Origin of the sequence: Acidipropionibacterium jensenii, assembly GCF_005890135.1 — a bacterium.
Taxonomy (GTDB): Bacteria; Actinomycetota; Actinomycetes; order Propionibacteriales; family Propionibacteriaceae; genus Acidipropionibacterium; species Acidipropionibacterium jensenii.
This window is the reverse complement of the sequence record NZ_CP040635.1, coordinates 2,923,302-2,940,825: the sequence shown is the minus strand read 5'-3', so window position 1 is coordinate 2,940,825 and position 17,524 is coordinate 2,923,302. Positions and strand designations below refer to the sequence as shown.

Sequence of the window (17,524 nt, the reverse complement as noted above, 5' to 3'; positions counted from 1 at the left end):
GCCCCGGCTGTCTAAGGGGCCTGCTTCCCAGGTGGTGCAAGGTTCTCCGTGCCCGGAAGACATGTTGAAGAACCGTCACTGGGACTGAAGGTTCGTCGGTATGATTGAAGCATGGTCGGTCACAGTGAACCGAGAAGTTCATGAAGCTCGTCGCGCTGCAAGGTGGTGGTGTGGCTGACGAGGTGCTGCGCAGCGCGCAGGATGCGGAGGATTTCGAGCAGGAGCTCGTCGACGAGTACGCGCTGGCGATGGCTGCTGCCGGGCTCACCGATGGGCATGTGCGGTCGACACGGGCGACGGTCATCGAGTTCGCCCGGTCGTTGACGTGCCCGTTGTGGGAGGCGTCGGCTGACGATGCCGACCGCTTCCTCGCCGAGCAGCGGCGCAGGGGCCTGTCGGTGACGACGCGGGCGGGCAAGGCCGGATCGTTGGCGCAGTTCTACGAGTTCCTAATCACCCGCTATCAGGGCAAGATTCGCCGGATGACCGGGGTAACGGTCGAGCAGCCGATCGACGAGTTCAACCGGCAAAAGGGCAAGTCGCTGGGCAAGATCAGGGTGCCGCCGTCCGATGCTGAGATCGAGGAGCTGTTCACCCGGTGGCGCGGCTCGATCCCCGGTGCGAGAAAGTATCTGCCCGCTGCCCGTGACTACTTCGCGGCGTCGCTGTGGCGGCGGCTGGGGCTGCGGATCAACGAGTCCGTGATGCTCGACATCCGCGACTGGCGACCTGACCTGGGCGGGTTCGGCAAACTGCATGTTCGCTTCGGGAAAGGCTCGGGCGGGCGTGGCTTCAAGCCGCGACTGGTGCCGGCGATCAACGGCGCCGACCAGCTCATCGACTGGTGGCTGGCCGAGGTCCGCCACCAGTTCGGCGAAGACTGGCAGAACCCCGACGCGCCGCTGATGCCCTCCGAGCGGTTCGATGACGAACTCGGCCGGTGCGGGCGGATCGGTCACAACTCGCTGCGGCGGGCGCTGACGATCCAGACCGAACGGTTCCTGCCCGCGTGGGCGGGGCGGCTGACGCCGCATGTGCTGCGGCACTACTGCGCCTCGTCGCTGTATGGGACCGGGATGGACTTGAAGGCCCTCCAAGAACTGCTGGGCCATCAGTGGCTGGCGACGACATCGGGTTATATCCATGTGCGCAGCGAGCACGTCGAGCTCGCGTGGCGCAACGCCAACCAGCGGGTCGAGGCCCGCCTGACAGGGGAAGGGTGAGAAGACCGTGAAGTGGAACTTGCGGATGAGAGCCGCCGAACGAGGCATCTGGAAGTCAGCCGAGCTGCGCCGCCAGCTCGCCGCGGCCGGGGTGGAGATCAGCGCCGGGAAGATGTCGGGCTGGTGGTCGGGCACTCCGCCGACGATCCGGCTCGAAGAACTCGACGTGATCTGCGCGATCCTCGGCTGCACCCCCTCTGACCTGATGACCCCTGAGCCGGAGAAGGTCGCCGCCCGCCGACCGAAGAAGGCCGAGACGATCAACGGCGAGAACGAGACCGGACCGCGTGTCTCTCCGAGGTTCGGGAACCCGCGGTCCGAGCCGCCGCTGTGAGCACCAGGAAGGGGCTCAACTCACGCTTCCGGCCCCCTCGCACGTGCTTCACCTGCGGCGTGAACGCGGCGGCATGGACCTGGCCTGCCGTCGACTATTGCTACGACTGCCTGCCCGGTGGTCCGTTCCCCGCTCCGCCCTGCGAGCGATGCGGGTCGAAGAACTACTACAGCCAGGGCCTCTGCGACCGCTGTCACCCCGGCAGCCCGGAGTACGTCGGCTCCTGCAAGGACTGCCTCGCCTGGGGCGTCTACCGCCGACACAACTGGAAGTGCTGGCAATGCCGCTGGTGGTCGAGTCACTATCCGGTCGGCGATTGCCTCTACTGCGGACGCCACGTCACCGTCGGCGACCAGGGAGCCTGCCGCCTCTGTCTTGAGAACGCCCGCCGCATCCAGGTACCCGGCCGGCCCCTCGACTTCGAGGAAGGTGCCCGGCTGGGGCTGCAGCTCTTCTTCGCGAACATGGCTCCCCGCCGCAAGCCGAAGCAGCCCAGGCAGTCGGTGCGGGCCGCCCGCATCCTCCTGGCGCAGCAGGCCGAGGAAATCTCCGACTGGGAGCAGCCGGCCCTGTTCGATCTTGCCCCTGACCCGGACGTGCTCCGCGAGCTCACCACAGCTCAGGCTCGCGACTGGTCCTGGCGAACTGATGGCATCGTGTTCGAGCACGCCGAACGGTTCGGCTGGTCCAAACGGCAGACCAACCAGGTGCGCCGCTCGTTGAAGATGCTCCAGATTCTCGCCCCCGAGGGCGCGATGACCATCCGCGCGAGCGAAGTGATCCGGCTTCGCCGGTACGACAGCGACAGCAACGTCCGCTCCACCCTCGACGTTCTCGACGCCGCTGGCATCCTCATCGACGACCGTATCCCGACCATCGACCGCTACTTCGCGGGCAAGTTCGACCAGCTTCCCGATACGATGCGCACCCAGCTCGAGCTCTGGTTCGACATCATGCTCAATGGCAGTCGCATCCCTCCTCGCCGCAAGCCCCGCGAGGAGACGACCGTGCGCGTTCAGATCATCGGTCTCGCCCCGATCGTCACCGCCTGGGCCGAAGCCGGCTACCAATCCCTTGCCGAGATCAGCCCGGCCGTCCTGGTCGACTCCCTTCCCGAGGAATCGGCCAAGAGGCAGGTCGCGATGCTCGGCCTGCGTTCCCTGTTCGCGATTCTCAAAGGCCGCAAGCTCGTCTTCACCGACCCGACCAGCAGCCTGGGCTCCTACCAGTTCAGCAGCACCACGCCGCTGCCGCTGGAACCCGCGCAGATTCGTGCCGTCCTGGGCCACGACGACCCGGCGATCGCTCTGGCCGTCGCGATCGTGGCCTTCCACGCGCTCACGAATCTCCAAGTCCGCAACCTCCAGCTCACCGACATCTGGACTGCTTGCCGTTTCTCGGACACGCCCAAACACTTGGTTTCAGGCCACCTGACGTGATTCCCTGTACTCCGCCTCAATCTCATTAGGGGTCCGATACCCCAACGACGAGTGAAGACGTTTCTGATTATACCTGAGCTCGATCCACCGCACAATATCCCGGACCGCCTCATCCTTGGTCCGATAGATCACCCGGTGCACCCTCTCGTTCTTCAACGTCGCATTGAACGACTCCGCCCACGCATTATCCCAGCACAGTCCCGTCCTCCCCACGGACAGTCTGATATCATAGGACTCGAGCAGCTCGGTGAATTCCTTCGACATGTACTGCGAGCCATGATCCGAATGGAAAATGGTCGCCCCTCTCACATACTCACAATTCCTGACGGCCATGTCGATGGCCTTGCAGATCAATCCGGTCCTCATGTGATCATCGACCGCGTAACCCACGGCCCTCTTCGTGCAGCAGTCCAGTACCGTCGCCAGATAGCAGAATCCTTCCAGGGTGCGAATATAGGTGATGTCACCGGACCCATTTGTATCCCGGCTGCGCCGCGGTGAAGTCTCGTTCCACCACGTCTGGGCGCCCGTCGGCGTCGTCGGCCGGGATCGTGGTGCGGACCCTCAGGCGGGGCTGGGCGGCCACCAGCCCCTCGGCCCGCATGATGGAGCGGACCGTGTCCGGGTGCACCGCCTCACCGGCCCGGGCGAGCTCGGCGGCGATCCGCCGGTAGCCGTAGGTACCGTCCGAGTCAGCAAAATAGAAACGAATCTTGGAAGCGAGGTCACGGCGTCGACGTGCGGTCGCAGAAATGGGCCTGGCTCGCCAGTCATAATATCCCGAGGGAGACACGGTGAGGCATCGGCACATGAGCCGAACGGGGTAGTTGCCTTCTTGCGAGAAGATGTACGTGTAGCGGACAGCTACTGTGATTCCTTCGCGAAGAAGGCTGCCGCTTTTTTTAGGAACTCGTTCTCCATCCGGGCCTCACGGAGATCCTTCCTCAACCGTGCGAGTTCGGCCGACTCGGCACTGGTGAGGTTCTCGGTTTCCGGGTCCGGATTCTTCTTGCGATACTCCTTGACCCATACGCCGACAGTCTGAGCGACAAGATTGTATGATTCTGCTACGGCTTTGATGGTGCGATGCTTGTCCACGACTTCAAGAACGACCTGGTTCTTGAACTCCGGACTGTACTTCGATCCTGACATGATGTGATCCTACCCGATTCTCGAAACTATGACTTTCCTCAGAAGTCCGGGAAGCTTCACTCAGTCCATGAGGATAGTGCGCAGGGTGGAAGTGTGTGGCACGGGTACGGCCTGTTCTGCAGGGTCGTCCCGGCTCATTCTCGTCGCTGCCCGGGTCGTCCCGGCAGCATTCTCCAACCCCACTATTCTAGCCCGCACCCCGGCATCCGGCCACTTGCCCCCGTTCTGCACCTGCTTGGAGAATGGGTGCATGGAGTCGGGGTTTCGGGTGGTGTTCGTGTGCACGGGGAACACGTGCCGCTCGCCGATAGCCGCCCGCGTCCTCATCGACTATCTCCGCTCGGCTGGGCTAGATGACTCGTGCACGGTCTCGTCGCGGGGCGTTCGCGTTTTGGTCGGGGGGGGTGCGCCGATGGATCTGCGGGCCGTGCGCGCCCTGACTGGGCGCGGCATCGACCCCGGCGACGACCATCATGTTAGGCCGCTCCAGACGAGCGACGTCGGCGAGGCCGATCTGTTCGTCGCCCTCGACCACAGTCACGCCGACCGTCTGCGTGAACTCGGGGCTCCGAACGACCACGTACTACTGCTGGGAGGGTTCGATCCGGAATCGGACGCGCCGGTGGATGTCGCCGATCCGTTCGAGTCCGACCAGGGCGCCTATGAGCACACCCTGACTCGGATCATGTGGTGCATGCTCGGCTTGATGGCGGAGATCCGCGACCGCCTCCGCGTTGAGCCGACGGGTGATGAGCCTATGTCAGGTGGTGCGGGAGCGTTCGATCCCGCACACCAGAGCAGCGAGCGCTGACAGGGCGGCGACGGCCGCGACGGGCATCCAGGTGACGCCGCCGATGAGAGCCCCGGCGGTCGCGGTTCCGGCCGAGCCTGCGGCGATCTTTAAGGCGCCGACCCAGATGAATACCTGCCCGCGGGCTTCGTCGGGGGCGTATTCGCTGCGGGCGGCGAGCGTCGCCGCGAAGAAGACCGCATTCGCGACCCCCGCGAGGGTGAACGCGATCAAGGCGGCGGTGAGGTTCGGCATGGGGATCACGACCATGAGGGTGACCGCGACGGCTGCGGCGAGGAGGGTGGTGAGTTTGTCGGCGTCGCCGCGCAGCGGCCAGACCATCAGCAGCGCGGACCCGACAAGGTTGCCGACCCCGTACCCGGCGACGAGGGTGCCGGCCAGGGCCGCGCTGCCCAGGCTCGGGGCGATGGCGACGGCGTAGATCGGCAGCGCCGCGACAGAGAACGCGACCACGACCGTGAGTGTGAGCGTGCGGCGCAGTGGACCGGAGCGCCAGATCGTCACCAGTGTCCGCGCCGGAGAGGGCACCGCCCCCGGATCAGTGACCGGGGCTTGCCGTGGGAGGGCGAGCACGGCACCTGCGCCGATGATCGCCGCGGCTGCGAGGATCAGGGTCGCGGCCATCGGGCCGGTGGTGGCGGCGATGGAGGCGACGACGGCGGGGCCGAGAGTGCCGCTGATGCCGTAGCTGGCGACATCCCAGCTCTGCGCCCGCCGTTGGCTCCGCTGCGAGGGCCCAGCGATCGAGGGGAGGCGGCTGCTGACCCCGCCGGTGAGCATCGGCCCGAATAAGCCCGACACGATCAACAACACCGCCGGAACCACCGCCCATGTCACCGGGAGGAGTAGCCCGGATGCTCCGAGGAGGGCGCCGTGTGCGAGGGCGGAGAGGGCGATGACTTTGCGGCCGTCTGTGGCGGTGTCGAGGCGGCGGGCGATGAACGGGCCCAGCAGGTGCGGGGCCGTGATCGCGGCCCCGAGGAGCCCGGCCACCCAGCCGGGGTGCCCGGATGTGTGGGCGAGGAGCACGATCGCGACGACGGCGCCGCCGTCTGCGGAACGTACCAGCGTGGCCGCGAACACATACCGGGCCAGCGCCCACCCCGACCCACCCGACACCGCGGCGTGGTTCGTCTGGTCAGGCAAGGTCGAGCTCGTCCACCACCTGCGCGACGCGAGCACGCTGCGCCTCGGTGAGGCCCTGGATCGGTAAGGGCAGGCACTGGTGCGGTGCGAGGCCGAGGTGCTCGGCGATCGCGGCGGTCACGCGCAGGCTGCCCCCAAACTCGGTGAACAACCCCCACAGGGGCGCGAGGCGCTCCGACTCCGCCACCGCCTCGCTCGTGCGGCCCGCTTGCGCGGCGCGGGTGATGGTGAGGGCCGGTTCGGGGAGGGTGCCGCCGATCACGGAGTACCAGGCCTCGCAGCCCGCGTTCAGGCCTGTCGCGGCGAACGCGTCACCGGAAACCCCGATCGTGACATGCTCGGGCACGACCGCACGAATCCCCGCGACATGCTCGCGCGCCTCCTCGGGGTTGGTGGGAACGCCGGGGATCTTGATCGACGCGATCCCCGGCAGCTCTGCGACGCGAGCGTAGAGGTCGATGGTGAACGTGAAGTGAGTAGTACCGGGGTTGTCATAGACGATCACCGGCAACTCCGTATGCTCGGTGACAGTGCGGTACAACTCGAACACGTCATCCGCGGTAAGCGCCTGGTAAGTCATCGGAGCCAGCAGCACCCCCGCAGCTCCCGCCTGTTCCGCGGCATCGATATGGGCGAGGACGTGCGAGGTGCGCAAGCCTCCGACGCCGACGAACACCGGCGTCGACCCGGCATGCTCGACCGCGAGCTTCGCGACGCGGGCGCGCTCCTCCGGGGTGAGGTAGGCGTAGGAGCCGGTCGACCCGAGCGCGGTGATCGAATCCACCCCCGCCGCGGCCAGCCGCTCGATGAGGCCCGTGAAGGCCCGCTCGTCGACGTGGTCGTCGTGGAGCGGGGTGAGGGGGAACGCGGAGAGGCCGGTGAAGATGCTGCTGGTCATGACTGCTCCTGTTCGGGGCGGTGTTCGAGGCCGAGGATCGGATTGCCGTAGACGGTCTGCACTTCGGAGATCACGACCCGGTACTCGCCCAGCCACTCCCCATACCGGGATTTGGCGAGACGGTGGGTGTCCATGCCCATGAGCTGTTTCAGGGCGTCCATGTCGGTCCAGTAGTAGACCTCAGCGTGCAGACCCGTGTCCTCGTTGTGCCACGCCTCTTCCCCGAGGAAGCCGGGGATCTGGCGGGCACGGGTGGCGATTTCGCTGTCGATCCGGTCGAACTCCTCGGTGAGGTTCCGGGTTTAGAAGATGAACGTGGAACTGTATTTCGGGGTGGCGGTCATCGGGTCTCCTTCGCTGTAGATGCGGGCAGGTCAGTTGTCGCAACGGGTTCGGTCGTTCGTCTGCCTCCGCGTTGCGCCGCCGCTCCCGCGAGAAGGACCAGCGCGATACCGGCCAATTGCACGAGCGTGGGAGTCTGGGCGAGCACGAGCAGGCCGATGAGGATCCCGAACGCGGGCTCGATCGACAGCAGGGTGCCGAACGCGTTGTGGGTCATGCGGCGCAGGGCGAGCATCTCGAGACCGAACGCGATCACCGGCGTAATGAGCGCGATCCCCGCCGCAGCGGGCAGTACCCACCAGGTGAACTCGCCCACGATCACCTGCGGCAACCCCACCGGCAGAGTCGCTATTGCTGCGACCGGGATCGTCAGCGACAGCCCGCTGATGCCGGAGAACCGGTCTCCGACATGCTGGGTGAACACGTTGTAGAGGCCCCAGCAGGTGCCCGCGGCGAGGGCGAAGCCGACGCCTGCGAGATCGATGCTCCCGTGCCACGGCTCCGTGAGCAGTACGACGCCGATGAGGGCGAGCAGCGGCCAGATGAGGGCCTTGCGCTGCTTGCTCATGATCCCGGCGACCGTGAGCGGGCCGAGGAACTCGATCGCGACCGCGGTACCTAGCGGGATGCGGTCGACGGCTGCGAGGAAGAACGTCGTCATGAACCCCGTCACCACGCCCAGTACGATCAGCGCGGGGATGTCTTTCTTGCGGAGGGAGCGGATCGCGGGCCGGGCGATGAGCCAGAGGAACACGACGCCAAAGCACATGCGCAGCCACGCAGTACCCGCCGGCCCGACCTGGTCGATCACCGGCACAGACAGGGCGTTGGAGAGCTGCACGGACAGCATGGCCGCGACCGCCATCGTCCACGGCGGTATCCCCGTCATGCGCTGCCGGATCACGCGCCCACCAGCCGTCTCGCGACCTGCACGTCTTCGCCCAGGCTCCCCAGCGCGTCCGCCAGTGTGTCGCCGGCCGCGTGCAGTTGCTCGTCGGTGACGGGGGTGAGGGCGTCGAGGATGAACAATGCCGTCCGGGTCGTATCGGTGAGCCCGGTGCGCCGGCCCTGCCGCCAGTTCCACCTGCGGCACGTCGCCCCGGCCTCGTCGCACCAGACGACCTCGCCGGGCTCGGGGTGCTCGATCACGCTCTCCCCGTTCGCGGTCGTGTCGAACGGCTCCTCACCCGTGGCCCGGACCAGACGTGCAGGCCCGGCATAGTGCGCGTAGTCTTCACCGCCGAGGGGGATCTGGTGCAGCACCGAGATTGCGTTGTAGATATCGGTGAGCGCGTTCACGCGCGGCAGACCCTTCTCGGCTCGGCGGGTGAGGGCTTCGAGACTGTTGCGAGTGCGCTGCGGCTTCGCCCCGAACCCCCGATACGCCTCACGCCACGACGCGATATGCGGCAGCTCATCCACCGGCGATCCCACCAGGAGATCACGCGCGTGTGCCTCAGCCGCGGCGATGAGCTCATCGACCATGGTGTTGCCCTCACCGGACGTAGCTGGGTCGAGGCCATCGACCACGAGCAGGAGGGTGCGGTAGTCCGGGCGCAGCTCGAACACCGCCGCATCCACGGTGCAGGCGTTGAGGAACTGTTCGGGGGTGATGGGCTCAGGCATTCGGGGTCTCCGTTCGGTGTGCGGCTCCCACGCCCGGCTCGAACACCGTCAGCGAGAACCGGGTAGAAGCATCGGTCGAGTTGATATAGGCATGGGGAGCATCGCCGTGGAACGACAGAGCGTCGCCGGGTGCGAGGTCATAGCGATCGCCGTCGACTTCGACCGTGACCGTTCCCTCCTGGACGTGCAGGAGCTCACGGGTGCCGTGGCTGTGCGCCTCACTGTCGTGCCGCTCACCCGGCGCGAGCGTCCAGTCCCACAACTCGACCACATCCGGCGGCTCCGTGCCCGCAACCAGCACACCCTGGCCCCCTGCGTCGCCAGTCCAGAGGACAGCGCCCTGTCCATTGCGAGTGAGCTTCGCTGCACGCGAGGCCGGAGGCTCCACAAGAGCCGGAAGGCCCACCCTGAGCGCATCTGAGAGCCGCAACAGCGCGCCCACGCTCGGATTCACGGCACCTTGCTCGACGTTCACGAGCATGCGGCGGCTCACCCCAGCGAACTCGGCGAGCTGATCGAGAGTCCATCCCCGGTCTTTGCGCTGCTGCTTGACTCGCGTACCGATCGCACGCGCCAACGACTCCGCACTCACATCCATACAGTGCATGATAGTGCACTACGCGGGCATGGTCTAGATTCCGGCGCTCCGAGCAACCGCCAAAGCACTCCGATGACAGGTTCCGCGAACATTAAACAAGAGCTAGTCTGAACAGGTGTCGAGTACTCAAGTTCCGACGAAAACCTTCAATATTCCAGGGAACTTTTAAACTTTGCTGGTCATGCGGGTGATGGTGTCGAAGAGGGCGAGTTCGTCGGGGTGGAGCTGGTGCTGGCAGAGGAAGGAGCGGTCTTTGATGCGCCAAAGTCCCTGGCCGACCCCCAGCCCTGGCAAGAGCTTCTGCTCCGTGCCGGTCAGCCCGAGGGTTCGGGCGGTGGTGCCGAGCTGGTCGGACTCTTGCCGGTAGATGATCCGGGTCTCCGCGTTCGCCAGGAGACTGTTGGCGAGGGATCGCATGGCGGAGCCTTGGTCGCCGACGTTTTCCAGGTCGGTGAGTTTGTGAAAGATCAGCATGTTGGCGATGCCGTAGTGGCGGGCCAGCCGCCAGTGCGCATCCATCCGCTTCAACAGGGCCGGGTGGGACATGAGGCGCCAGGCCTCGTCGTAGATGCACCACCGTTGCCCACCGGCCGGGTCCAGCAGGGCGGACTCCATCCACGCGCTGGAGCACGTCATCAGCACCGAGATGAGGGTGGAGTTCTCGGTCACGCGGGACAGGTCGAGAGAGATCATCGGCAGGGCCGGGTCGAAGGTGACGGTTGAGGGGCCGTCGAAGAGCCCGGCCAGGTCACCTGCGACGAGGCGGCGCAGGGCGTGGCCGACGAGGCGCCCATCCTCGGCGAGCCGCCCATCCGGATCTGCCGCCTGGCTAGGGTTGAGGATGTGGTCGACGACCATGGGCAGGATCGGCACGTCATTGCCGCGCACCGTCTGGGTCAGGGCGGTGTCGATGGCGGTGTGCTCCAACGGTGACAGGGGTCTGGTCAGTACGGTTTCGGCCAGCGCCCCGATGAGGTCGCGGCGGCGGGAGGCGATGGTGGAGGCCCATCCGGCATCGTCCATGCCGGAGGGGCGGTATCCCTCATCCAGGGGGTTGAGCCGGGTCGACAGGCCGTGGCCAAGGACGATGGCCCGGCCGCCGACGGCTTCGGCGACGGCGGTGTGTTCGCCTTTCGGGTCCCCCGGCACGTACACGCGGCGCCCGAATGGCAGTGAGCGGGTGTAGAGGCTCTTCGCGAGCGATGACTTGCCCGAGCCGACGATGCCCGCGAGTACCAGGTTCGGGGCGGTGATGACGCCGCGGGCGTAGAGCACCCACGGGTCGTAGACGAAGCTGCCTCCCGAGTAGAGGTCCTGGCCGACGAAGACGCCATCGGAGCCCAGCCCACCCTCTGCGAGGAACGGGTAGGCCCCGGCCAGGGTGGCGGAGGTGTCCTGATGGCGAGGGAGCCGGAACCGGCCTGGTGAGCGCAGCTGGGCGTGCCCGGGCTCACCGGCGGCAGGCAGGTACGTGATCGCTTTCCGCTCGGCACGTTCTGCGTCTGCTTTCGCACGGGCCGCCTCACGTTCAGTGGCGCGCTGCTCGGCTTGGAGCCGGGCCGCGGCCCGACGGCGCTGCTTGCGCAGACGACGGCGTTCCTTCGCTGGGGCGACGAGGACTGCGGTGTGCAGAGTCTCGGGCTCTCGGGCGGTCACAGTCCCAACCCCCGCGACTGCTTCACGGCGGCGACGCCCGGGTGCTCAAACCACGACCCGTCGGGCACCGCCCGCAGCGACTCCGCGTGTCCGACAGCATGACGGGCGGGTTCGTCGTCGAGAACGTCGTCGGGTTCGATGGTGTGGAGGCGATAGAGGCCGACGTGGCCGAAAGTGTGGTTGTAGGTCATCTGGTAGTCCCCGTCGCGGACTTCCCGGTCCAGCATGCCTGCCGGTGGGAGGTCGTAGACGTGGCCGTTCTCCATTGCCGCGTCGGTCGTCTCGTCCCCGTAGTCCCAGTTCTTCAAGTACTCCATGGCGGCGTCGGGGCCGTCGCGGTCGATCATGTCGAGCACCTCGTCAGCCTCCGACCCTTGAAGGAACACCACGGAGATCCAGCGACGCACCGGCACTTCCTCGGTGGCAGGCTCGCTGTGCCAGGCGATCCGCCCAGCTGCCGACATCGCCACGTTGAGCCGGTCCTCCGCCTGGTCAATCAAGGTCGCGGTCTGGTGGAGTTCGTCCGCGGCGGCCAGAGCGTCGGCCGAGCCGGATGCGTGGTCCCCGTAGTCGTCGAACGCCAGGTCCCGGTTGCTGGCGTGAGCCGACGCGAGCTGGTCAAGGACTTGCCGCAGCGACCTCACTCCCGAGAGCAGGTCACCGAGCACCGAGTACATGTCCTGCGGGTGCTCGATGGCGCGGGTGGCGTGCGCGAGCCCGCGCAGCGCCTCGGATGCTTCCCCGGCGTCCGCGCCGGAATCGTAGAACGTGGGCATGACAGTCTCCCTCATGGTCGTGTGGGAGACAGGTGCGCCGCTGGACCATCACAATGTCGGTGCCCATCCGTACGCTTAGGCTATGACTTTCCCGGCTCATCACAATCCACGGTGTAGCTGAGGTCTGAACCCGCTGGTTTCGAGGAGGGATCGGGCGACATAGTGGGTGAGGTTGCGGAAGCCGAGGGCTGATCCGCGGAGGTGCTCGAGGCGGCCATTGATCGCCTCTGTGGGACCGTTGCTGGTGCCGGGCTGGTCGAAGTAGGCCAGCACGTCGACCGCCCGCTGCTTCAGCGTGCGGCCCAGTGTGCGAAGTTCGACCAGCGCTGCTGGGACGCCGCTGGCGAGGCTGGCGATGAGCTTGTTCATGAGGTCTCGGCCGCGAGCAGGGTCGGGGTCGCGGTAGGCGGTAACCATGCGTTGGTAGGCCGCCCAGGTGACCTCAAGTTCGGTGTGCGCCTCGTCAGCGAACAGGGCGTCAAGCCGGGTCTTCTGTTTGTCGGTGAGCAGCGATGCTCCGGTGTGCAGGGTTCGCCGGGCCGAGTAGAGCGGGTCGCCGGCACGGCCGCGGTGGCCGTGCAGATCCTGTTGGATTCGACGGCGGCACCGGTCGAGGGCGTCGCCGGCGAGCCTCACGACATGGAAGGGGTCCATCACCGCGACCGCATCAGGTAACTCCTCGGTGGTGGCGGTCTTGAAGCCGGTGAAGCCGTCCATCGCGACGACCTCCACCCGGTCGCGCCACGCCTGGTCACGCTCAGACAACCACTGCTTGAACACGCTCTTGGAGCGGCCCTCGACCATGTCCAGCAACCTGATCGGTCCACTGTTCGTCCTTGCCGGCGTCAGGTCGATGATCACGGTCACGTACTTCTCGCCGCGACGGGTGTGCCGCCACACGTGCTCATCCACGCCGATCGTGGTCACCTTGTCGAACCGGTGCGGGTTGTTGATCAGCACCCGCTTACCCTCGGCGAGCACCGCGTCGTTCGCTGTGTTCCAGCTGATGTCCAAGCCTTCGGCGATCCGGGCCACGGTGAGGTGGCGCACCACGATCCCTTCCAACGCCCACCGCAGCCCGCGGTGCGACAGTCGGGTCTTGGCCTCCGCGGCCCGGCTCGTGTCCTGGCGCCACACATGAGCGCAGTCGGCGCACCGGTACCGGCGGACGAGCACCTCCAGCAGGGTCGGCCGCCACCCGAGCGGTTCGTGAGCGAGCCGACGTACCACCGTGTCCCGCAACACACCATGCTGGCCGCAGCGGTGGCACCAGTCGTCCGGCTCGACAACCTGACAAGCGATCACCGCCCGTCCAGGCTCGAGTCGTTGACCAACCGCAACCAGGCCCAGCTCGTCGAGCCGGCAGAAGGTGGTCAGGTCAGGGGTCGCGAAGGTAGCGTCAGGCACGTCGAGGTCTTCCCGATGGGTTGGTGTGAGAACCCCCATCCTCGGAAGACCTCGACCCCTACCCGGTGACCGACACGCCAGCCACCATCACACCCCCACTACACCGTGGATTGTGATGAGCCACTCTGCACGCCGTGCGCCCAGTTCGGGGAGTGCACCACACTCCGGCGGCGCGAGGGCGGCTATGCGCTCCAGGGCCGAAGGAGATCTGTCACCTGCCTCCCCGGCGGAACCTGCGCGCGGTCAGCGGAAGGTAGACCAGGCTGAGCAGGACGGGCCATCCGATCGCGAAGGCCAACGCATGTTCTCCGGCAAAGCTCAGCGCCCGCCACTGTGTGCCGCCGAGCAGCTGACGTACCGCGGTGGCCGTTGCTGAGACCGGGTTGAACTCCACGACGGCACCGAGCCAGCTGGGCATGGTGGCCGGGTTGACGAAGACACTGGACAGGAAGGCCACGGGCCAGGTGAGGATCTGGATGTAGGCGACTGACTCGACGGACCTGGCCCCGTAGCCGATGAAGATGCCGAACCACAGGAGAGCGAATCGCAGGAGCAGCAGCAGCGCCAGTGCCAGCAGCACCCGATCGACGCCGAGGTCCGGCCGCCACCCGATCGCGAAGGCAAAGGCCACCATCAGCGTCAGGCTGATGAGCGAACTAAGCAGATCGGCCAGTGCCCGGCCGAACACGATCGCCACGCCGCTGATGGGGTAGGAGCGCAGGCGGTCATTGATGCCCCGGGTGGCATCGGCCGCCGCCGACAGCGTTGTGGTCTCCAGTCCGAACAGCATGGTGACGGCCAGCATGCCGGGAATCAGGAAGTCCACATACGTCGAGCCATCCGGCACGTCGATCGCCCCGCCGAACAGGCCGAGGAACAACAGGGCCGTGAACACCGGGAAGAGCCACACCGTCGCGGTGGCGCCGATCTGGCGGGGCCAGGAACCCACGGTCCGTCCGGCGATGATCCACGACGCCGACAGGAGGTTGGGGGCAGGGACGTCTGTGTGCATCGTCACGGAACTCGTCGTCATCGTCAGTTCTCCTCGGTGTCGTGGTGCGAGCCGGTCAGCGTCAGGAAGACCTCATCGAGCGATGGCCTGCGCAGTGTCACTTCGGCCGGGGTGATCCCGGCCGATGACAGATCGGCGACGACCCGGCCCAGAACCGTCGCCGATGAGCCCGGCAGGGTGACCGTGGTGGTGTGCTCGTCCAGGTGGGCCTGCGCGCAGATCGCGCTGAGAACCCGCAAGGAGCTCTGCGCGTCGTCGGTGGTGCCGAGGACCACCTGGACGACCGGAGGGCCGACGAGCGTCTTGAGCTCGTTCGGGGTGCCCTGGGCCACGACCGTGCCGCGGGCGAGCAGGACGATCCGGTCGGCGAGCTGGTCGGCCTCCTCGAGGTACTGGGTCGTCAGCAGAATCGTGGTGCCGCCGCGGACCAGTGCTCGCAGGGACTCCCACAGGTCTCGACGCGCTGCGGGGTCCAGCCCTGATGTGGGCTCGTCTACGAAGAGCACCTGCGGCGGCACGACGAGGCTGGCGGCGAGGTCCAGCCGGCGTCGCATCCCGCCGGAGAAGGTGCTGACCGCCCGATTCTGCGCTTCGCCCAGGCCGAACCCCTCGATCAGCTCGTCGGCGCGCTGCCCGGCCGAGCGTCGTGAGAGTCCCCGGAGCCGCCCGAAGAAGCGAAGGTTCTGTCCTGCGGTGAGCTGCTCGTCCACGGCGGCGTACTGCCCCACGAGCCCGATGTGCTCCCGCACGCGAGCTGCCTCGGTGGACACGTCGTACCCACCGACTCGCGCCGTTCCTCGGTCGAAGGCCACAAGCGTGGCGAACCCCTTGATCGCCGTCGTCTTCCCGGCGCCGTTGGGCCCGAGGAGCGCCAGGACCTCACCTTCGTTGGCGTGCAGGCTCAGTTCGCGCAGCCCGCTCTCGCCGTCCCGGGACCGGTAGATCTTGCTCACGCCCTCGGCCTCTATCGCTGGTCTCACTGGCAGACTCCAATCACTACAACGTTCCGTACAGTGTACGGATAACATATCGTGGACGGGACCTATTCCCACCGGCAGCAGGAGGTGATCACGGTGACTGAGCGCACGGGAACCGGGGACCCACTGCAGAGCATCGCGCTGCTCTGGCGCACCAACCCGAGGACCGGACGGTCGAGTCTGACCCTCGACGCGATCGTGGAGGCCGCGATCGCCGTCGCCACCGAGGCTGGGATCGACAAGCTGTCGATGCGCAGGATCGCCGAGCGTGTGGGCGTGGGGGTGATGTCCCTCTACCAGCGCGTCCCCGGCAAGGGCGAACTGATCGATCTCATGGTCGATCACGTCAATGGCGGCGTCTACGACACGGCCACCAGACCGGACGCCACGAACGGATGGCGCCCAGCGGTGGAGGAGATCGCCGCCCGGAACTGGGAGTTGTTCGCACAGCACCCCTGGCTCCTCGGGATCGACACGACCAGGCCACCGCTGGGGCCCGGCACGACCGCCAAGTACGACCTGGAACTCACCCCGCTGGTCGGGACGGGGCTGAGCGACGTTGAGATCGACCAGGTTCTCGCGCTCGTCCTGGATCACGTCAAAGCGGCATCCAGGGTGTCCCTGGGGGTGGCGGAGACGACCGAGGCAACCGGAAGCGACGACCATGACTGGTGGACCACGGCCGGCCCCCTTCTCGCCGCTCTGATCGACGACAAGCGATTCCCGCACGCATCGCGGATCGGGGCGGCGGCCGGAGCGCAGTACGACTCCGCGGTCGACGGTGAACTGCAGTTCGACTTCGGCCTGCGCATGATCCTCGACGGGGTGGAGAAACTCATAGCGAGCAAACAGGACGCCTCCCAGCACAGGCTCGGCTGAAGGCGCCCGAGCCTGTGACATCTGCACGGCGATCAGCGGTTCCTCGGACTGACCACATACCGTGGTGGGAGTCGTCGGCGTGAACACGAGACCACGAGGATGTGGAGACATGACAGACACCAACGATCTGATCTACCGCTCGCGAGTGCGCGGCTGCCTCCTGGGTGGCGCCATCGGCGATGCGCTCGGGGCTCCGGTCGAGTTCTGGGACCGTGCCAGCATCGTCAGGACCTGCGGTGAGGACGGCGTCACCGAGTTCCTCCCCGACATGGTGGGCGTCGACGAGGTCTACGGCCGGGTGACTGATGACACCCAGATGACCCTGTTCACCGCCGAGGGGATGATCCGTGCGTCGGTGCGCTGCGACCGCGGACTCGGATTCACCGTTGCCGTCGTCCATCATGCCTACGACCGGTGGCTCGACACCCAGCTCGAGGACGGGCCCGACGGCACCCGCGACGGGTGGCTCATCAATCAGCAGTGGCTCTACTCCCAGCGCGCGCCGGGCCAGACCTGCCTGTCTGCGCTGATATCGGCGCGCCAGGGCGAACGGTCCATCCAGCGCTTCGGCCAGCCGGCCCGCAACGACTCGATGGGCTGCGGCGGGGTGATGCGCAGTGCACCCTTCGGACTGACGCCGCCAGGCTGGGCCCAGTCACTGGAGTGGCAGTTCGACGCCGCGGCCGAGGCCGCCTCCTACACCCATGGACATCCCACCGGCCAGCTGGCCTCGGGGGCACAGGCTGCCCTCATCGCGGCGATCGTGGCGGGGCAGTGCCTGCCCGACGCGGTGGCGTCCACGCTTGCGGTCCTCGAGGGCCACGAGCATCACGAGGAGACCACCGATGCGATCCGGCGGGCGCTCGCGGCGGCCGAGGTGGGGGAGCCCGGCGCGGATGTCGTCGAGTCCCTGGGCGGCGGCTGGGTGGCCCACGAGACCCTGGCGATCGCCCTCTACGCGGCGCTGGTGCACCCCGGTCCGGAGGGCATCGCCGAGGCGCTGACGCTCTCGGTGAGTCATTCCGGCGACAGCGACTCCACCGGTGCGGTGTGCGGCAACATCCTCGGTGCCCTCTACGGCGACGAGGCCCTGCCGCCCGAACTCGCCTTCGAGATCGAGGGCCGCGGCACCATCCTGGAACTTGCCGACGACTTCATCTACGAGTTCACCCAGTCCCGCCGACTGCACGGGGACCACTTCGAGGGACGCAACCGCTGGACCACGCGCTACCCCGGTTGGTGACCCCT

At 67.0% G+C, this 17,524-nt stretch carries 20 protein-coding genes; 6 read left to right on the top strand and 14 right to left on the bottom strand.

Going from position 1 to position 17,524, the window contains the following annotated elements:
• Positions 1 to 140: 140 nt before the first annotated feature.
• The 3 genes from FEZ32_RS13140 to FEZ32_RS13130 are packed head-to-tail and all read left to right on the top strand — an operon-like array spanning position 141 to position 2,996.
• Positions 141 to 1,223, top strand: coding sequence for a tyrosine-type recombinase/integrase (locus FEZ32_RS13140; RefSeq protein WP_051238288.1), 1,083 nt, complete (start codon positions 141 to 143; stop codon positions 1,221 to 1,223).
• Between the two features lie 7 nt (positions 1,224 to 1,230).
• Entirely contained in the window at positions 1,231 to 1,557 is a 327-nt protein-coding gene (locus tag FEZ32_RS13135) for a helix-turn-helix domain-containing protein (protein ID WP_028703048.1), read from the top strand.
• 59 nt (positions 1,558 to 1,616) lie between these two features.
• Positions 1,617 to 2,996, top strand: coding sequence for a hypothetical protein (locus tag FEZ32_RS13130; RefSeq protein WP_138680767.1), 1,380 nt, complete (start codon positions 1,617 to 1,619; stop codon positions 2,994 to 2,996).
• Here the strand turns inward: FEZ32_RS13130 and FEZ32_RS13125 are convergent.
• Genes FEZ32_RS13125 through FEZ32_RS13115 form a run of 3 tightly spaced genes read right to left on the bottom strand, consistent with a single transcriptional unit; the run spans position 2,979 to position 4,148 of the window.
• Complete coding sequence (locus FEZ32_RS13125) at positions 2,979 to 3,410, bottom strand: integrase core domain-containing protein (RefSeq protein WP_244937995.1); 432 nt, start codon at positions 3,408 to 3,410, stop codon at positions 2,979 to 2,981. The genes FEZ32_RS13130 and FEZ32_RS13125 overlap by 18 nt on opposite strands.
• A 49-nt stretch (positions 3,411 to 3,459) precedes the next feature.
• Entirely contained in the window at positions 3,460 to 3,807 is a 348-nt protein-coding gene (locus tag FEZ32_RS13120; RefSeq protein WP_138680765.1) for an IS3 family transposase, read from the bottom strand.
• 53 nt (positions 3,808 to 3,860) lie between these two features.
• On the bottom strand, positions 3,861 to 4,148 hold the full coding sequence (locus tag FEZ32_RS13115; protein WP_138679867.1) for a transposase: 288 nt from the start codon (positions 4,146 to 4,148) through the stop codon (positions 3,861 to 3,863).
• Positions 4,149 to 4,176: 28 nt separating this feature from the next.
• On the opposite strand from FEZ32_RS13115, the gene FEZ32_RS13110 reads away from it, so the two are divergent.
• Complete coding sequence (locus FEZ32_RS13110; RefSeq protein ID WP_138680764.1) at positions 4,177 to 4,959, top strand: arsenate reductase/protein-tyrosine-phosphatase family protein; 783 nt, start codon at positions 4,177 to 4,179, stop codon at positions 4,957 to 4,959.
• Here the strand turns inward: FEZ32_RS13110 and FEZ32_RS13105 are convergent.
• The 11 genes from FEZ32_RS13105 to FEZ32_RS13055 form a co-directional block, all read right to left on the bottom strand.
• Entirely contained in the window at positions 4,909 to 6,105 is a 1,197-nt protein-coding gene (locus FEZ32_RS13105; protein ID WP_217496601.1) for an MFS transporter, read from the bottom strand. The genes FEZ32_RS13110 and FEZ32_RS13105 overlap by 51 nt on opposite strands.
• Positions 6,098 to 7,003, bottom strand: coding sequence for a dihydrodipicolinate synthase family protein (locus tag FEZ32_RS13100; RefSeq protein ID WP_028703044.1), 906 nt, complete (start codon positions 7,001 to 7,003; stop codon positions 6,098 to 6,100). Before FEZ32_RS13100 ends, FEZ32_RS13105 begins: the two co-directional genes overlap by 8 nt.
• The gene (locus FEZ32_RS13690) at positions 7,000 to 7,164 is read right to left on the bottom strand and encodes a hypothetical protein (RefSeq protein WP_197720489.1); all 165 of its coding nucleotides are present in this window, start codon (positions 7,162 to 7,164) and stop codon (positions 7,000 to 7,002) included. The genes FEZ32_RS13100 and FEZ32_RS13690 overlap by 4 nt, the downstream gene beginning before the upstream one ends.
• Positions 7,165 to 7,343: 179 nt before the next feature.
• On the bottom strand, positions 7,344 to 8,249 hold the full coding sequence (locus FEZ32_RS13090) for an EamA family transporter (protein ID WP_232020973.1): 906 nt from the start codon (positions 8,247 to 8,249) through the stop codon (positions 7,344 to 7,346).
• Positions 8,246 to 8,971 (bottom strand): B3/B4 domain-containing protein, encoded by a 726-nt coding sequence (locus FEZ32_RS13085; protein ID WP_036981550.1) that lies wholly within the window; start codon positions 8,969 to 8,971, stop codon positions 8,246 to 8,248. Before FEZ32_RS13085 ends, FEZ32_RS13090 begins: the two co-directional genes overlap by 4 nt.
• Positions 8,964 to 9,569 carry a helix-turn-helix domain-containing protein gene (locus FEZ32_RS13080; RefSeq protein ID WP_028703042.1) on the bottom strand — a complete coding sequence of 202 codons (606 nt, stop codon included), beginning with the start codon at positions 9,567 to 9,569 and terminating at the stop codon, positions 8,964 to 8,966. The genes FEZ32_RS13085 and FEZ32_RS13080 overlap by 8 nt, the downstream gene beginning before the upstream one ends.
• Before the next feature lie 165 nt (positions 9,570 to 9,734).
• Positions 9,735 to 11,225 carry a VirB4 family type IV secretion system protein gene (locus FEZ32_RS13075; protein WP_138680763.1) on the bottom strand — a complete coding sequence of 497 codons (1,491 nt, stop codon included), beginning with the start codon at positions 11,223 to 11,225 and terminating at the stop codon, positions 9,735 to 9,737.
• Entirely contained in the window at positions 11,222 to 12,001 is a 780-nt protein-coding gene (locus tag FEZ32_RS13070; RefSeq protein WP_138680762.1) for a hypothetical protein, read from the bottom strand. The genes FEZ32_RS13075 and FEZ32_RS13070 overlap by 4 nt, the downstream gene beginning before the upstream one ends.
• A 99-nt stretch (positions 12,002 to 12,100) precedes the next feature.
• Positions 12,101 to 13,408, bottom strand: coding sequence for an ISL3-like element ISPfr6 family transposase (locus FEZ32_RS13065; protein WP_138680761.1), 1,308 nt, complete (start codon positions 13,406 to 13,408; stop codon positions 12,101 to 12,103).
• A gap of 211 nt (positions 13,409 to 13,619) precedes the next feature.
• A complete protein-coding gene (locus FEZ32_RS13060) occupies positions 13,620 to 14,441 on the bottom strand; it encodes an ABC transporter permease (RefSeq protein ID WP_097799043.1) in 822 nt (273 codons plus the stop codon).
• Between the two features lie 2 nt (positions 14,442 to 14,443).
• Positions 14,444 to 15,373 carry an ATP-binding cassette domain-containing protein gene (locus tag FEZ32_RS13055; RefSeq protein WP_232020972.1) on the bottom strand — a complete coding sequence of 310 codons (930 nt, stop codon included), beginning with the start codon at positions 15,371 to 15,373 and terminating at the stop codon, positions 14,444 to 14,446.
• A gap of 120 nt (positions 15,374 to 15,493) precedes the next feature.
• On the opposite strand from FEZ32_RS13055, the gene FEZ32_RS13050 reads away from it, so the two are divergent.
• Positions 15,494 to 16,276, top strand: a complete 783-nt coding sequence (locus FEZ32_RS13050) for a TetR/AcrR family transcriptional regulator (protein WP_036981955.1) — start codon at positions 15,494 to 15,496, stop codon at positions 16,274 to 16,276.
• Positions 16,277 to 16,385: 109 nt separating this feature from the next.
• Complete coding sequence (locus tag FEZ32_RS13045) at positions 16,386 to 17,519, top strand: ADP-ribosylglycohydrolase family protein (protein ID WP_028703438.1); 1,134 nt, start codon at positions 16,386 to 16,388, stop codon at positions 17,517 to 17,519.
• Positions 17,520 to 17,524: the final 5 nt, after the last annotated feature.

What these genes read in the sequence shown, in the direction of transcription:
- FEZ32_RS13140 (WP_051238288.1), top strand. Translation starts at nt 141, where the DNA reads ATGAAGCTCGTCGCGCTGCAAGGTGGTGGTGTGGCTGACGAGGTGCTG.
- FEZ32_RS13120 (WP_138680765.1), bottom strand. Translation starts at nt 3,807, where the DNA reads ATGTGCCGATGCCTCACCGTGTCTCCCTCGGGATATTATGACTGGCGA.
- FEZ32_RS13115 (WP_138679867.1), bottom strand. Translation starts at nt 4,148, where the DNA reads ATGTCAGGATCGAAGTACAGTCCGGAGTTCAAGAACCAGGTCGTTCTT.
- FEZ32_RS13110 (WP_138680764.1), top strand. Translation starts at nt 4,177, where the DNA reads ATGACTTTCCTCAGAAGTCCGGGAAGCTTCACTCAGTCCATGAGGATA.
- FEZ32_RS13100 (WP_028703044.1), bottom strand. Translation starts at nt 7,003, where the DNA reads ATGACCAGCAGCATCTTCACCGGCCTCTCCGCGTTCCCCCTCACCCCG.
- FEZ32_RS13690 (WP_197720489.1), bottom strand. Translation starts at nt 7,164, where the DNA reads ATGGACGCCCTGAAACAGCTCATGGGCATGGACACCCACCGTCTCGCC.
- FEZ32_RS13085 (WP_036981550.1), bottom strand. Translation starts at nt 8,971, where the DNA reads ATGCCTGAGCCCATCACCCCCGAACAGTTCCTCAACGCCTGCACCGTG.
- FEZ32_RS13080 (WP_028703042.1), bottom strand. Translation starts at nt 9,569, where the DNA reads ATGGATGTGAGTGCGGAGTCGTTGGCGCGTGCGATCGGTACGCGAGTC.
- FEZ32_RS13070 (WP_138680762.1), bottom strand. Translation starts at nt 12,001, where the DNA reads ATGCCCACGTTCTACGATTCCGGCGCGGACGCCGGGGAAGCATCCGAG.
- FEZ32_RS13060 (WP_097799043.1), bottom strand. Translation starts at nt 14,441, where the DNA reads ATGACGACGAGTTCCGTGACGATGCACACAGACGTCCCTGCCCCCAAC.
- FEZ32_RS13045 (WP_028703438.1), top strand. Translation starts at nt 16,386, where the DNA reads ATGACAGACACCAACGATCTGATCTACCGCTCGCGAGTGCGCGGCTGC.